This is a genomic window from Paenibacillus sp. RU5M, assembly GCF_900221055.1.
GTDB classification, from domain to species: Bacteria; Bacillota; Bacilli; order Paenibacillales; family Paenibacillaceae; genus Paenibacillus; species Paenibacillus marchantiae.
Genome location: NZ_OBQM01000011.1, coordinates 65,758 through 80,132 on the forward strand (window position 1 = coordinate 65,758; position 14,375 = coordinate 80,132).

15 protein-coding genes and 1 pseudogene are annotated in these 14,375 nt (G+C 40.3%); 10 read left to right on the forward strand and 6 right to left on the reverse strand.

Translation table 11 applies throughout. The annotated features are described in order from the left end of the window. The first annotated feature begins 351 nt into the window (after positions 1–351). The 9 genes from CRO25_RS26100 to CRO25_RS26140 all read left to right on the forward strand — a co-directional run bounded on the left by CRO25_RS26100 (position 352) and on the right by CRO25_RS26140 (position 7,442). Positions 352–1,623, forward strand: a complete 1,272-nt coding sequence (locus tag CRO25_RS26100; protein ID WP_079696989.1) for a S1C family serine protease — start codon at positions 352–354, stop codon at positions 1,621–1,623. 299 nt (positions 1,624–1,922) lie between these two features. Further along, positions 1,923–2,444 (forward strand): hypothetical protein, encoded by a 522-nt coding sequence (locus tag CRO25_RS34020; protein WP_231952826.1) that lies wholly within the window; start codon positions 1,923–1,925, stop codon positions 2,442–2,444. Between the two features lie 326 nt (positions 2,445–2,770). Then, on the forward strand, positions 2,771–2,938 hold the full coding sequence (locus CRO25_RS26110) for a CxxH/CxxC protein (protein WP_063870633.1): 168 nt from the start codon (positions 2,771–2,773) through the stop codon (positions 2,936–2,938). Positions 2,939–3,233: 295 nt separating this feature from the next. Then, positions 3,234–3,713, forward strand: a complete 480-nt coding sequence (gene rlmH, locus CRO25_RS26115; RefSeq protein ID WP_079696990.1) for a 23S rRNA (pseudouridine(1915)-N(3))-methyltransferase RlmH — start codon at positions 3,234–3,236, stop codon at positions 3,711–3,713. A gap of 203 nt (positions 3,714–3,916) precedes the next feature. Further along, positions 3,917–4,855, forward strand: coding sequence for a hypothetical protein (locus CRO25_RS26120; protein WP_079696991.1), 939 nt, complete (start codon positions 3,917–3,919; stop codon positions 4,853–4,855). Between the two features lie 78 nt (positions 4,856–4,933). Beyond that, positions 4,934–5,635, forward strand: a complete 702-nt coding sequence (locus CRO25_RS26125) for a hypothetical protein (RefSeq protein WP_079696992.1) — start codon at positions 4,934–4,936, stop codon at positions 5,633–5,635. A gap of 17 nt (positions 5,636–5,652) precedes the next feature. Further along, on the forward strand, positions 5,653–5,862 hold the full coding sequence (locus tag CRO25_RS33720) for a hypothetical protein (protein WP_079696993.1): 210 nt from the start codon (positions 5,653–5,655) through the stop codon (positions 5,860–5,862). A 243-nt stretch (positions 5,863–6,105) separates the two neighbouring features. Then, positions 6,106–7,119, forward strand: a complete 1,014-nt coding sequence (locus tag CRO25_RS26135) for a hypothetical protein (protein WP_079696994.1) — start codon at positions 6,106–6,108, stop codon at positions 7,117–7,119. A gap of 41 nt (positions 7,120–7,160) precedes the next feature. Beyond that, positions 7,161–7,442 (forward strand): hypothetical protein, encoded by a 282-nt coding sequence (locus tag CRO25_RS26140; RefSeq protein ID WP_218843450.1) that lies wholly within the window; start codon positions 7,161–7,163, stop codon positions 7,440–7,442. Between the two features lie 303 nt (positions 7,443–7,745). Here CRO25_RS26140 and CRO25_RS26145 read toward each other — a convergent pair whose 3' ends face one another. From CRO25_RS26145 to CRO25_RS26160, 5 genes and pseudogenes are all read right to left on the reverse strand, one after another. Then, entirely contained in the window at positions 7,746–8,306 is a 561-nt protein-coding gene (locus CRO25_RS26145) for a hypothetical protein (protein ID WP_257018778.1), read from the reverse strand. Continuing rightward, positions 8,307–8,600: pseudogene (locus CRO25_RS34320) on the reverse strand (zinc ribbon domain-containing protein); the annotation flags it as partial. It abuts the gene before it with no gap. Next, a complete protein-coding gene (locus CRO25_RS26150) occupies positions 8,554–9,192 on the reverse strand; it encodes a hypothetical protein (RefSeq protein ID WP_079696997.1) in 639 nt (212 codons plus the stop codon). The gene CRO25_RS26150 and the pseudogene CRO25_RS34320, both read right to left, overlap by 47 nt. A gap of 33 nt (positions 9,193–9,225) precedes the next feature. Further along, complete coding sequence (locus tag CRO25_RS26155) at positions 9,226–9,609, reverse strand: hypothetical protein (RefSeq protein WP_079696998.1); 384 nt, start codon at positions 9,607–9,609, stop codon at positions 9,226–9,228. Beyond that, positions 9,606–10,031 (reverse strand): hypothetical protein, encoded by a 426-nt coding sequence (locus CRO25_RS26160; protein WP_079696999.1) that lies wholly within the window; start codon positions 10,029–10,031, stop codon positions 9,606–9,608. The genes CRO25_RS26155 and CRO25_RS26160 overlap by 4 nt, the downstream gene beginning before the upstream one ends. Positions 10,032–10,506: 475 nt before the next feature. On the opposite strand from CRO25_RS26160, the gene CRO25_RS26165 reads away from it, so the two are divergent. Then, positions 10,507–11,325, forward strand: coding sequence for a hypothetical protein (locus CRO25_RS26165; RefSeq protein WP_079697000.1), 819 nt, complete (start codon positions 10,507–10,509; stop codon positions 11,323–11,325). A 1,246-nt stretch (positions 11,326–12,571) separates the two neighbouring features. Here CRO25_RS26165 and CRO25_RS26175 read toward each other — a convergent pair. Then, a complete protein-coding gene (locus CRO25_RS26175) occupies positions 12,572–13,870 on the reverse strand; it encodes a M48 family metallopeptidase (protein ID WP_079697002.1) in 1,299 nt (432 codons plus the stop codon). Positions 13,871–14,375 lie beyond the last annotated feature (505 nt).

A 14,375-nucleotide genomic window follows, 5' to 3' on the forward strand; every position in this document is an offset into this window, starting at 1 on the left:
AGAATGGGATATTCGTTCTGTTGTACATAGACGCTTCATTCCGAGTTAATGGGAATGGCAGCGATATGCAAAACGATTTTGTATGCAGGAACGCATGGAAGAATGAGTTGGTATTTACGGTACACGCGTAACGGAGGACACAGAACGAAGCTGGAGAAGCGAAGCGTTCGCCTTTATGAACAAATTTTCACCTTATTTAGAGGGTAATTAATAAAATTTGTGAGTAACAGCGATCGGAAGCTCGGCTGTGGCCGGAGTGGGGTAACGTAAGGACACAGTCGTTGGCCATGCGACAACGATCGGGCGGCAGTCAGGGTCTTGATGCGTGACAACGAAGGGGAGAGGATCACGATGGGATTGTTTGGAGACGATTTTTATTCAACCAAAGTATCAAGACGCGCCGAACCTGAACAGAAAGGTAAACTTCAGATCATTCGCCCTGGAGGCAGGGGACGGGACCGCTGGCAGAATCCACGCAAGTCACGCTCGGGTTTTAGCTCCACGGTCAAGGTAGCCGTGATCAGTTCGGTAATCAGCTCCATCGTGACCGTTACGCTGTTCAGCTTTATTATGCAGCCTGCATCATTACCTCTAGCGAACGCTGCAGGGAACGGCGGAGGCGGTACACAGACAGCGCAGGCGGCTGATCCGTACGACCGGATTATCCAGGCAGCTGCGAAGGTTCGCCCTTCCGTGGTGAGCATCGTGAACCATAGAACGGGCAGCAGCCTGTCGATGGAAGATTCTGCGCTGGGATCAGGGGTCATTTTCAAAAAGGAAGATGGCAAAGCCTACATCATGACCAACCATCACGTCGTGGAGGGTGCGAGTGATCTGGAGATTGTTACGGTGGACGGGGAAACGCATAAAGCGAAGCTGGTGGGCAAAGACCGGGTTAGTGACATTGCGGTATTGTCTGTGCAAGATGATAAGGGCATCGGTCCAGCCGCAGAGCTTGGTGATTCCAGCAAACTTCAGCGCGGTCAAACGGTGCTGGCGATCGGGAATCCGCTCGGTCTGGGCGGTACGCTAACATCCGGTATTGTCAGTTACACAGATCGGATTCTGCCGGTATCCATTAATCAGGACGGTGTGTATGACTGGGAACAAAACGTGATCCAGACGGATGCGGCGATTAACGAAGGCAACAGTGGCGGGGCACTGGCCGATCTGAACGGCAAACTGGTCGGCATCAACACGATGAAGATCTCGGATACAGGCGTTGAAGGCCTCGGCTTTGCGATTCCGATGAACGAAGTGATGAAAACGGTCGATTCCCTGCTGCTGAATGGCAAAGTATCTCGTCCATATCTGGGCGTATATACCGTCGATCTGAGTAATCCATACGCCCCACTGGATGACGAGCAGCGTAAAGACCTGAAGCTCCCATCCCACGTGGACAGTGGTGTGGTTGTGCTGGAAGCGTCCGGTCCGGCATCCGATGCGGGTATGAAGCTGAATGACGTCATTACGGAATTTGATGGGCAAAAAATTACCTCTACGCTTGATCTGCGGAAATATCTGTACGATAAGAAGAAGATCGGCGATACGATTGAAATCACCTTTTACCGGGACGGCAACGCCGAGAAGGTGTCGGTGAAGCTGACGGATAAACCGGAGTAAAGGGAATTGCTTTCATGTACATGGCACACAGAAATAGGGTAATAAAGGAGAGTCGATCAACTTGTTGATCCGCTCTTTTTTATTGCACTAATCTTGATTTACATATAAACCACATTCATGAGGTTACAGTGGGGATTTTGTCGTTTCCCAATGATAGGTTAGGACCAGAGCCAAAGTCTCTGTTATAAAGGGTTCCAGTTATGGTAAACTGTTGGGAATGTGTTGGTGATGGGCGGCTGTGCGAGTAACATCTGTTTGTCGATCTGTATTCTCAATCTGGAGCGGAAGGGGTTAATTCAATGAAACGGTTGACGAAAACCATGGTGGGGGGAACAAGTCTGGTATCTGCACTGTTTGTTTTGTCCGCATGTACTTCTGAGGTGTCCCCGTCAGGGACTGCTGATGTTAGTGGTTTACAGGAGCAGATTACAAGTCTGGAGAAGAAGCTTGCGGACCAGAGCGAGAAGAATAGTCAACAGAACAAGAAGATCGCGGATCTGGAGAAAAAGCTGGAGGAGCTGAGCACCACCGTGATTGCGGTGAATGAGCCTGGAGGTAAAGCACCTGTTGGCTCGGGAAACAACGGATCGGCTGGAAAGGGAGATGGGGTGCTGATTACGTTTGCCCAGTATGAAAAGCTAGAGGTTGGCATGGCGGTAGAGGAAGTTATCGATATCCTTGGTGGTGAAGGCGAGGCATTGAGCGAAGCAGAAAATATGGTGGTCTACAATTATAAGGGTACCGGCGGTTCTGGTGCCAATGCGGTTATTGCGTTTCAAGGTGGCAAGCTGCTGACGAAGGCGCAGTCGGGGCTGGAGTAAGATACAATATCCATTGAATATGGATTCGAATACAATAGGACGATGGCTTTCATATGTGCGGTAATATGAATAGTAACGAATGAGTGGGATAGATTAGGAATTTGGAGAAGTGTTACTTTGGGATGCTAACGGGGTGTCGAGAAGTGACGCTTTTTTGGTTTTATTTGTGCTGAAATGAGAGGATTGGTGGAAGTTGGACACGATAAATGGGGGCTAGGGGTTTCTTTTCCGCTGCAGGTGTGATAGAACAGAGAAGTGGCTATCCTGTATGGATAAGCGGTTGTGAATCGGGAGCATAGCTGGATACAGAAAGGATGCTTGAACGGATGTACGTTGTATGCAAAGAACACGTGGACATCGCCATCGACATGTTTGTTGATGAGTATGAGGACGCTCCAGATATCGTTGATCTGAAGGAGACGGAATTTGCCGATTGGGACCCGCCTGCGAAGTGCGCCGAGTGCGAACAAAAGGCCGAGTATCTAGTCGTCTAGCGTACTGTGTAGGCATCCGCAGTTGGTGCGTCTGTCATGGATGCACTCGCTCGCCTGCCATCCGGTATGAACATCACAGGCAAGAAGCAAAGAGAGCGTGTCGGAGCGCTCTTTTTGTGTTTTTGGCGTGTTTTGCCTGAAATAGGGTGTCTCATTTATTTAGATACTACGGTAGCCATAATGGGGCTGGATAAGGTGTGTGGAGTTCGTTAGCTTTAAATATTGGAACAAACGATGTGTTGAAGCATCTTACTTATAGATTATCTCGCAGGACGATTAGGAGGAATGAATCTTCATGTTGATTCAGATTATTGGCGTAGGCAAACTGAAGGAAAAATATTTGACGCTGGGCATTCAGGAATATGCCAAGCGGCTCGCCACGTACATCAAGTTTCAGATGATCGAGGTCGCAGACGAAAAGGCGCCCGACACCCTGAGCGAAGCTGAGGTGCGGGCGGTGAAGGAACGCGAGGGTGAACGCATCCTCGCGCATGTGAAGAGCGAGGCGCATGTGGTTGCGCTCGCATTGGACGGCCAGCTCTGGAGTTCCGAGGAGCTGGCAACAGAGATCGACAAGCTCGGCACGTATGGGACGAGCCATGTCGTGTTTGTCATCGGAGGAAGCCATGGGCTCTCCGATGAGGTGCTGCGCCGCGCGAAGCAGCGCTTGAGCTTCGGGCGCATGACCCTGCCGCATCAGCTCATGCGGCTGGTGCTGGTGGAGCAGATTTATCGCGCAGTGAAGATTAACCGGAATGAACCGTACCACAAGTGACGGCGAAAAATTAAGTGAAAAAGTTAGTCTCGCCATATATTCGCCCTGTTCCCAGTCTTCTTAATCAGTGATAATTACTCTAAAGGGTAGATGAGCGTTAATCAGGGAAACTGTATGCCATAAATGAAAAAATTAGTATATATCGTTACTACATTTTTAAAGATAATGTATAAATGAATTTAAGAGTGAAAGAGGCGATTGTTATGGAGATACAGATTAATTATCCATGGACTGATGAAGAGAAGGCTATTATTCGAGAAGGAATAACTAAATTAGTCGATTCGGTTAGACCTGCACTTCAGTTAGATTCACTCAAACTCATACACATTCCACATGACTTCGGTGTAGGGTTAATTGATTTTCAAAAGAAGAATGGAATGCGTACCGGACATACTGACAATGGTTTGGGACTTGCGGTAGCCAAGGTGCTTAACTATGTCGAAAATGAAGCACTTGTTTGTAACATTATTATCAACCCTGCTATTGTTTTATCTATGTTTAACGAGGAAACGAGTTCAGAAGCGGTACATATTTTTCATCATGAGTTATGCCATGTGCATGATGAAAGTCTAAAATTCGACCTGTTCCATGTGGCTGAGATGGAGGAGCTGTTTGCTGGGGAAAACAGTACTGTTCGTCAGATATCCTATTCACACTCAGATACTATCTGGAGTGAGTATATAGCAACTAGACTATCATCAACTTCTAAGCCATCTGATCATCATATGTATGTTGAATCATTTCTGGAAGCAATTCCTGAGACATTGAATCGTTGTAAAAAAGCCAAAGAAGATTATCAAGAACATCTAGACGTAGGGAAGCTTTTTAGAGAAGTTCAAGGTCATATTTCATATCTCTTAAAAACATATGCATATTTCCTTGGCTATTTCCACAGTATGAATGAGAGTTTTTCAGAAGAACATTATAAAAGGATTCTTGAGTTTTCCCCCTACCTTGAAGGAGTAATAGATGCAATCCCTTTAGAATTACAAAAGTTATATACTAGTTACGGGTCATGGGACGATCATGTAGTATTTCAAAATTTAGCGAATATTGTATTAATTTCTTGGGGGAAAGTGGGTATCCATCCTAGTGACGTATCTGATGGGAGACTATACATTGGTGTCACATATGATGTTTAAGTTCGTTAGTAGTATGATGTTAAATTAAAGCACATAAAGTATTATAGAGTTATGCTCAATCTAAAAGGAGGGGATGGCATGGAAACAAGATACATTGTCTCAGGAGCGGGACTGTCTAAAGAGGAGTATATTGAAATCAGCCGAGAGGAAATGGAAAGGCTTCACGATACCAAAACTCGACTAATTAATCTGATGTATTTTGAGGAGAAGTTCGATATATTGATTGAAAACTTCTTGGAGTATGAACAAGAGGTATTTCGGGCAACGTTAAATAAAATATACTATCCAGCAAGCTCACTAGACTGGAATACAGGTATAGGGGACATTCATGCTGTAAACCGCAGACTCATAAATCTTTTAACAACCACTAAATTGTATTTAGATCAAGCAAAGCATGATTTGAATTCTGTTTTCATGGGAGCTAGTACTACCTTTACTGAACTTACTAGAATAGAATATGACAAAGTGTTAGGTTATAGAGTCTTGGAAGCCCTAAGAAATTATGTACAGCATAGAGGATTACCTATTCATATCTTGAATTATAATGTTTTTCGAAATGAGAAGCGTGTTGAAAGAAGCATGCTACATAGCGTTTCGATACATATTGACTTAAACAAACTTAAAGAGGACGGCAAGTTTAAAGCAGGAGTCCTTAATGAGCTAGTCAATATGGAAGAAGAGGAAGGGCTAAAGAAAAAGCATCGAGTAAATATAGGCAAGCTCCTCCGTCAGTATGTTAGTTCACTTGGAGTCATACAAAATACTATGAGGACAACCTAGCTGAGCAGTTGTGTGAGTTGGATGCTGTGCTTGAAGATCTTTATAAGGGGATAGAAGAGCAGTATAGAAAAACTGAGATGGTGTATGTGGCAGAGATACACCCATTAGGCTTTCATGAGAATAAAGTTTTTATTTCACTCACTCCTATAAATAGAAGAAGATCATTGATGGAGAAGAATAGGGACTTTGATACAATAGATAGCCATACTGCAACTATGGACAGCTGAATATGCCGTTAGTGCTTCACGTGGTTGAAAACCAACCGATGAAACTCGACCATACTAAAAGTTAAAAATGGTTTTTAGTGTGGGAACTTATGGCAAATTAATATATAAAAGTACTGAATATAGGTTATCACTATAAAGTGCAGGGTGGTACCGATTTCTACTAGTAATCCTTTCCTTCGTTCTTGTTCCAAGCCAAATGTGGCGGGGGACATGCTCTTCTGAAGTAGGAGTATCGGACAAGTAGTGTCAGAAGTGACGAAAAAACTGGGAGTAAGAGATTATAAGCAGGGAGTGGGGCGTTTGGCAAAGAAAAGGCCAAAAAAGAAGGATAAAAAGCGCCTTCGTGAGATTGCAAGTATGAAAGAGCTATCCTCGAATGCAACAAGTTTGGTTCATTTAAAGCAGGCTATGCCAATTTTAATGCCACTTCTTAAGGAATTTGGAGCTGAAGTTGATAAGATGGAAGACGCCTTACAAAATGTAGATGGAATGGCTAGACAAACAAGTGAACTTGTTAGTATACCCGACAGATTTAACAACTTTTTTGCCGATCATGGCTGGATAATGTACGGCATGATGAATTTTGAAGTTGCGAAAGAGGCAGTACTAAAAGCCGAAAAAGGTAACTTTAAGGAAGCGCTTAATCAGATCATACAATATTATGATTTAGAGACAATAAGATTTCAGTTAAAACGAATGAACTCGATTAAAGCTTTTCAGTCAAGAATGGAATTGGCTTCAAAAGCATTACTCGATTATGAAGAGAAACGTTACCACGCATGTGTTCCAGTTGTATTAGCTTTAACGGATGGTCTTGTAAATGAATTGCATGAAGATCATAAAGGAATTTCGGCGGGATCAACACAATTAGAGGCCTGGGATTCCATTGCTGCTCACAGTCAAGGATTAGGTAAGCTGGTAAAAATTATACGTAAAGGTCGTCGGAAGACGACAACCGAGCCGATTAGTCTCCCATATCGAAATGGTATCTTACATGGCACAGACCTGAGCTATGATAATGAAACTGTAGCTGCGAAAACATGGGCACTTCTTTTTGCGGTTGGTGAGTGGGCTTCAAAGGTGGAAAGAGGAGAAACCGCAGCCCCGGAAGATAAGCCAGAGGAGTCATTCCTAGATATATTTGAAAAGGTACAAGAAATAGAAAACTTCAAGCAAGAGATTGAAAGTTGGAAGCCACGTGAATTCATCTCTATAAAAAAAATTTATTCATCCAAGGTACTCCTGAATATACATTGAATGAATTTTTAGGGTACTGGTTGCAGAAAAATTACGGAAAAATGACCATGATACTACCACACAAAGTATTTGATACAAAAATAGCCCCATTAAAGATACGAGAGCACTTTAAGAGCGAGTTATTAATTTCATACGAGTTTGTTTCAGTTATTGATGTGGGTTTTTCTAATACGACAGTCTCAGTAAAATTACAAGTTGAAGAGTTTGGACGTCAGTTAGAAAAGGTTCATGATTTTGTAATGATTTGTGAAGATGACCAAGGTAATCTTGTTAGTCGTAATGCGACCAGATCGAAATGGATTAGCTATACGTGGCGTGTTTAAATTTTATAGTGATGTTATCCTATGGAGCAGACAGAGGGTAGTATTCTTTAACTTATCTAATTGCAAATGGAGTTTTCATTCCATAGGAAAAGGACTGGAGAAGTTACCCATAATGTTATAGGTCGGGCTGCCATATTATAGGTGATGTATCTTTATCGCAGCCCCACACGCGCTCCATCAAACCAATACAAAGGAGAATGTCCATTACAGGCGTTCTCCTTTGTATTGTCCTCACGATCTTCCAGCTCCTATCTGTTACTTGTCCCTTAAACTGAGAGTATAAGCGAAACTGTTTTTATAAATTCAGATGCAGATTTCAATTTTATCCCGCCTCCTTACATGTTTAGGCCAAAGTGAATCCCCCGCCGCTACTGCGACAGGAGAATTGGAGAAAGAGGAATCAACGTTTTCGTCGAAGATTAGTTCAATTGTCTCGATCTTCTTGTTTGTATCCATCGTAATTCGCTTGATGAACAGGTGCAGTAACGTTTTTCGTTGTTCAAATGGCGCAGTGGTGAGAACCTGATGGAATCCATAAATCAGCTCCCGCACTTGTTCGAAAACGACAGGAGAACTATTGTCTTCGGTTAGTTCAAGCTCTAACTTGGACCTTTCGGCTTGGAACTTGATTAAATCATCTTGAATCTCTTGCATTCTTCCAGTAAAGAACGATTTGTCCACGTTCCCAAGCTCAAACAGATCGAGGTATTTCTGCTTTCTAGACACAGCTTGTTCTAATTGGCTTCTAATGTGTTCTAGCTCCGATTGGAGCGGTATTGTCCGGGTTGAGAGTCGATGGTTTATTTTGTCCACGATAGCTTTTAGAATGCGGTCTTCAGACAGCACCCGTGCTAACCGATTCATGACTTCTTCTTCAGCTTCCTGTTTACGAATACTATTAGCGGAGCATACACTGCTTCCCTTACTGCGGAACGCTCCACACGAGTAATATAAGTGATTTTTTATTTCTCCAGACTTTGATTTACTTTTAGTACGACTTGCCACCATTGCTGCCCCACACTGGGGACAACGAATCAATCCTGTTAATAGAAATTCTCCATCAAAGATACGAGAGGGTGTAATGCTTCGCTTTTGAATTAGAAACTGGACTTTATTCCAAAGGTCGGCCACTTTGGGTGAGGACATCCCTGTATCCATAGGCAAACAAAAAGCGACCTAGCTTCAGAGAAGCCTGATCGCCAAGGATCGATTGTGTCTTGGGAAGGAGTTGACGGTAAAAGTCACAGTATTTCTCCACAGATGTAGCCACGTCTTTAAGCTCTATGCATTCGTCTGTCAGTTCAACTTCTATGAGTAGGTCGTTCCTTCCCTTGACTCGGCGAGAGTCGGTAAGTTCGATTTGCTCGAAACATAGAAGATGAGCAAGAAAGGCAACGGTATTGAAGGCATATTCACCTGTTCCGAGTAAGTCTGTCCAGTATGTTATGATAGTTGACGGTTCTGGTGTGTACTGCTCTACAAAGTTCTTCCAATTACTAATAACCTTCAGATGAAGCTTTTTGTATGGGTATGGGATGCTTTGTTGTTGCCATTTGCCACAAGACCATGAGAGGGCAGAACGTAGGGTGTGAGCCTCGATGGTGGCAGGATCAGTGAACTGTTTCTTCCAAACCTCTAATGTTTCAATGGGATACTTGGCAAAGGGAAAGCGGCTAAGGCGCTGCTCATGATGTGTTTTGACAAGCACAGCGAGTGATTTTTTCTTGGTATCAGTCAATTGCAAAGACATTTGAAAGATGCTCCTTTCGATAATAGAGTAGGGTTAATCGGTGTTGGCAATGAGCCATTGTTCTGTTTCTACTGAATGGATTCCTTGTAACGTGAAAAACGTCATCCTGCACTCATTGTCCAGCATGACGTAGATTTTATACAAACTGAGTTCTTCTTCATTAAAGGTATATCGTTCGATGTATTCAGGGTAGTAGGTACCTGTTAGGCATGAGAATACAGTTTCATCGTGTTGAATAGGAGTAAGCTCATCGGTAGTTTCTAGGATGAACCATTCACCAGAGGGAAGAAATGCTTCACCTTCATGTGCATCGCGAAGTTTTTGCATGTAATCATGGATGAATGTAAGGCAGTCTTTAGGAAATGAGTTGGTTTGGATTAAGGTAGCGAACTGCACATCAGATGTCAGGTCGATCATTTTTCTGATTCCTCCTGAGGGCTGTTGCCCTCCAGGTTATTATTGTATCTTGGATAGTTGCTAGATTTGGCTGCTGTAAGAGCTTCTCGCGAAACATAGAATGGCTCAGCCAGTTCTGATACCCAACCCAGGGCAAACTCAGTAGGGCTTCCTTCGATTGTTGGAGGCTCTTCCACCCAATCCTTTTCAAGCGCGAATTGGATATTGTCCTCTCCTATGGTTACAAACAGATCTGTACCATTATAATAAGGATTTACTGTGCCTCCTTCCTTAAATGTAAGAGCTACCCGCTCTTGATGCACGGGTAGCTCTTTTTCATTAATTTGTATTTCCTTTTCTGCAATGGCCAGGAAGTGGATATCGTCTTCTGAATTAAAGGTTGACTCCAATAGTGCTAAGAGTTTTCTTTGTGTAATGTTCATTTGTATACCTCCATAGATTGTATTCAAAGGTATGATATAAAAATGAAAATTGGTTTATTACATATTAATATGTATTCATGGTCGATTGAGTATAAAATCAGTAATTGGGACTTATTTTCTTGAATGTAAGTTTTTTATTCATAAAAATGAAAAATGGGACTGGATAAATAGCATCATTTCCTTTGCATTCTATAGGAGGTTTTGTCGAAATAAATGAATAACAAATTTTATCATGTTATCTTTATTTAGATATTATATAAACTGGATCAAAAAATAGGATTGGGCAAAGAAGTGTTAATATTCTTTTTATAGGATATGTAAATTATTTTTTTTATTTGATATATAAACCAATATATAAATAAAAATTTCAATATTAATTATAAATTTAAATTTATTACCTTATTATTGAAATTTAATATAATGTGTGATACCATAAATTTGAACTTAAAATCTACTTTTTGGAGGTAATACCATTTTGAAGAAGAGTATAGTTTCTGGTTTTTTGTCTTTATTCATGTTCTTTGGTTTGATGTCATCCGTAGGTGCCCAATCGAGCAACGAAATCAATGAGGGTATTGTTCCAGCTTTGACTGAGGCAGTAACTGCAAGTGAAGATACAATCGATAATCACCTAAAAGAAATGGGATTCTTTACGAATGAAATCTCAACTATGTCAATTGATATGAAGAGAGAAATTGCTTCTAATGACGGAAAGAAAGTAGCCGCTCAAGAATTAAATACGCTTGTAACAGTTACTGATGAATCAGGTGAAACTACAGTAGGTGTTGCTTCGACTAATCAGTTGAAAGCTGCCGCGAGTGCAACCCCAACCATCTCTGGCTATGCTGTCTATGGAGGCACGTCTAATAACGGAAAAGAGCGGATTTATCAAGTTTATGCTACATATAGATGGAGTAGCAGTCCATTTAACTTCTACACGGATTATCTAGCAATGGCTTGGCAGGCTAATGCAACCCCTACAGGTACACCGAATGGTCAACACTCTGTTCTAGGAAGTACTGCACCTAATAAAGTTGACAAAGAAGAAGTAAGTGGAACTTCATGGAAAGTGGACATTAAGGCTGGAGGAGATACTACAGTTCAAGAAGGCTGGGGACGTCAAGAACTGAGATACCCTACTACTTCGCAAGGGATCAGTACAGCAATTGCAGTAGGTTATTCGCATAGAACCCTTCCTGGATTTACAACAGGAGTAAGTTTGAGTTTTGGAGTCGTATCCTTCTCGGGTACAGGAAAAGTTGATTACACTGGTCGATTTACATTTACTATCTAATATTTATACTTGGATGAAAAAAGCCTAATAAGAAACGAGCCTTAGAAGTACTCTAAAGGCTCGTTTCTTATTAATAATCACAATGACCTAAGTATAGATATTTGAAATTAGGTAGTTTTTCAGTAGATAATTAATGAGATGGAGAGTACTATTTAAGATATCCTATCTTTATGGTTTTTGTTAGCTTATTATAAAATTAGATAGAAATGAATTGAAAGGAGATTTATTTATGGTGTTCCTTTATATTATTGGTAGTTTTATTGGTGTTTGGATACTATCCTGGATATTTTCTATTATTGGTATTAATATCTTCGAGGGGCCCTCCGCAAGTGCATTTTTCTTTTATGGGTCGATAATAATAGGGATTTTGTTATGTATAAATGATAAGATTAAGAACAGTGTTAGAAACGAATAGATCTCGGAAAATTAATTTAGGATCTCGATCTATAGACTGCGGAGTCATCATCTCGAGCCTTTCTTGTTTAAGATTGTATAGACAAGGCAGGGATTATGTATCGGGTCAGTGAGTTATTTGATTCCTTCCCAAGTATCCATACTATCATAACAAGGATCTACTGCTCCTCCTTCCTGAAATGTAAGAGCGACCCACACTTGACATAAGGGCCGCTCTTTTTGTGTGGATTTTTATTCCCTATTATGCAATGGCTAGGGAATAGATGTCGCACACGGGGTTGAAAACCTGACTCCAACAGTGCTAAAAATTGTTTTTGTAATTTATTCGTCTACCTCCAATCAAAAGTGTGGCAGTTTGTTACAACTAAAGAATGAAAAAGGGAGATGCTGTAGCATCTCCCTTTAATTTTCGCCGATAGACCCGTTAAGCTGAACCGTACCACAAGTAGGGCGAAAAGATCTGGTTTAGCCTCTGGTTAATAGAAATATCTTTAATTGTTGATTTTTTTAAAGAAACGCTCCGGTCCCCTTGTTGTTAAGCATTAAAAAGAGCCCCAAATTTGGACTACCCCCTCGTTTGTTAGACAGGGATCCAAGTCTAAGTAGCCAGTTATCGGAAATGAACCGGCGACTGGTTACTTTGTTTCGCATTTTCTATGTTTAGCAAGAATATCGTAATTAGTTTCTTTATAACAGTCATTACAATAATTCATATATTGCCCCTATTCATAGAATATTTTTGCTATCGCTTCGTTATTGTAAATGGGCTTGAAAAAATGAAAAGCACTTATTTATAGAAGAAAGTTCGTGTTAAGGGTGTAGGTACTTTAATTTATTGCAATCGCACATTAGTTGCTTTCCAAGACTCCGCATTTTTCTTTTTATCAAAAGAAGGAATACTATCAAATATGACAATATCATTGTCTTTTATATTGGTTGGTAAGTCTGATTTATAACAAAAAATAGATTCATTATTCGTTAAAAATATGAAACAGAATGGTTTATCATTGTGATTAATTTTTACTCTACCAGATAGGTTGGTTCTTTTATTTTTAATGGCAGGAGTGAGCGTTTTTGTTTCTTCAATGCCATGGGCAGTCTTCCATACATCTCTACATAATTTCAAAGCTTCACTTAATGAATTTGGTTTACTGTTATTACCTATTTGATTATTAATATTATTAATACGAGACAACAAATCTTCAGCTATTTTCCATTCGTATTTTTCCCTAACATAAAGGGTTAAGTATAGATGATTTCTGGAGATTTCAAGATTGTTGTTTTCTTTACAAAGGATACTTATATCTAGAAACAGTGTTACCATTGACTCTAGTCTAGAATTGTTGGCAGCGGCTTTATACATCAGATTTATTGCTTTTGAAGGTTCACCTTTATCTCTGAGAACTTTTGCATACTCATGTAATAACCACCAGTCAGGATTAGGATGAGAACATAATTTTTTATATCGTTCTTCAGCTTTATCATATTCTCCAAGAAGGTAGAAAGATAGAGCTGCAAGTCTTCTGAAAAATTTCTGCTGTCCGCGTGGTATTTCCGGTAAAAGTATATTTAATAATTCAATTGCTGGAGAATAGAGTCCTAATTTGATTAGAGCATTGATTTTATAGTTATACCAAAGTGTGTAATAACTCCAACCTTCTCTTTTACTTTCTAGAATTGGTTCTTTGCTTAATGTTGATGGATCAATTTTAGTAACCCAGTCATTAACTATATCCCATTTATTCGAACCTTTTGCAGATTTCAAAACAGAAAAAACAACTTTATTTAATGCAAAGTCCTCAGGTTGTAAGCTTAAAATTTCATTTGCCACCTCTAATACGTTTTCTAAAGGCTCTTTATCTTTAAATTGTTCTAACTTACCCTCTATATATGTCCAAGTTATCTCAATTCTACACCAGTTAAAGTCTTTGTATTTTAATAGTAACTCATCCGCTAAAGGTAATGCTTCGTCAAATGACTTGAGTTTTCTAAGACAATGTAAAAGACCTGCTCCATCGAACTTATCATTATTTTTACTCCATAATGTTCTATAAATATGAAGAGCGTCCCTAATCTCACCTGCTTTACGAAGTCTGTTTGCTTCTATTTTGAGTTCACTTTTAAAAGCCATAGTTATATTACTCCCAGCTTATTTTTAATATATTTTAATGGTAATATAGAAAATGTAATTACAGTAGTTATACTTTCCGGACCCTCCCGCTAATCCACATATATCCATATTACCACAAGTAGGTAGTGCTAAAGTAGCATTTTTGAGTGGCATATGGTTCACGATATCCAGACTAACAAATATTAAAAATCCCTAAATCTAAGAGGTTCTATCAAACTACAGCTAAAATGTTGCCTAGCAAGAAGTTATGATTTAGATGAGTAGCAATAGTCATTTCACTTAGTTCTAAGTATAACAAAAAAGAATTTAACAATATTATTAATGTTTAATAGTTAAAGTAGGCAAAACCTACTTGATAATAATCATTCCAGCTTTTTCCTGTACAATATTTCCAATTTACATTACTATAGTTATGATAGAAATACGTCTATGCTATATTTAAGTGTTAATGTTGAATTAATAAAATGTAGTGGCATTATCTCTTACTAATGTACATATTTTTTAT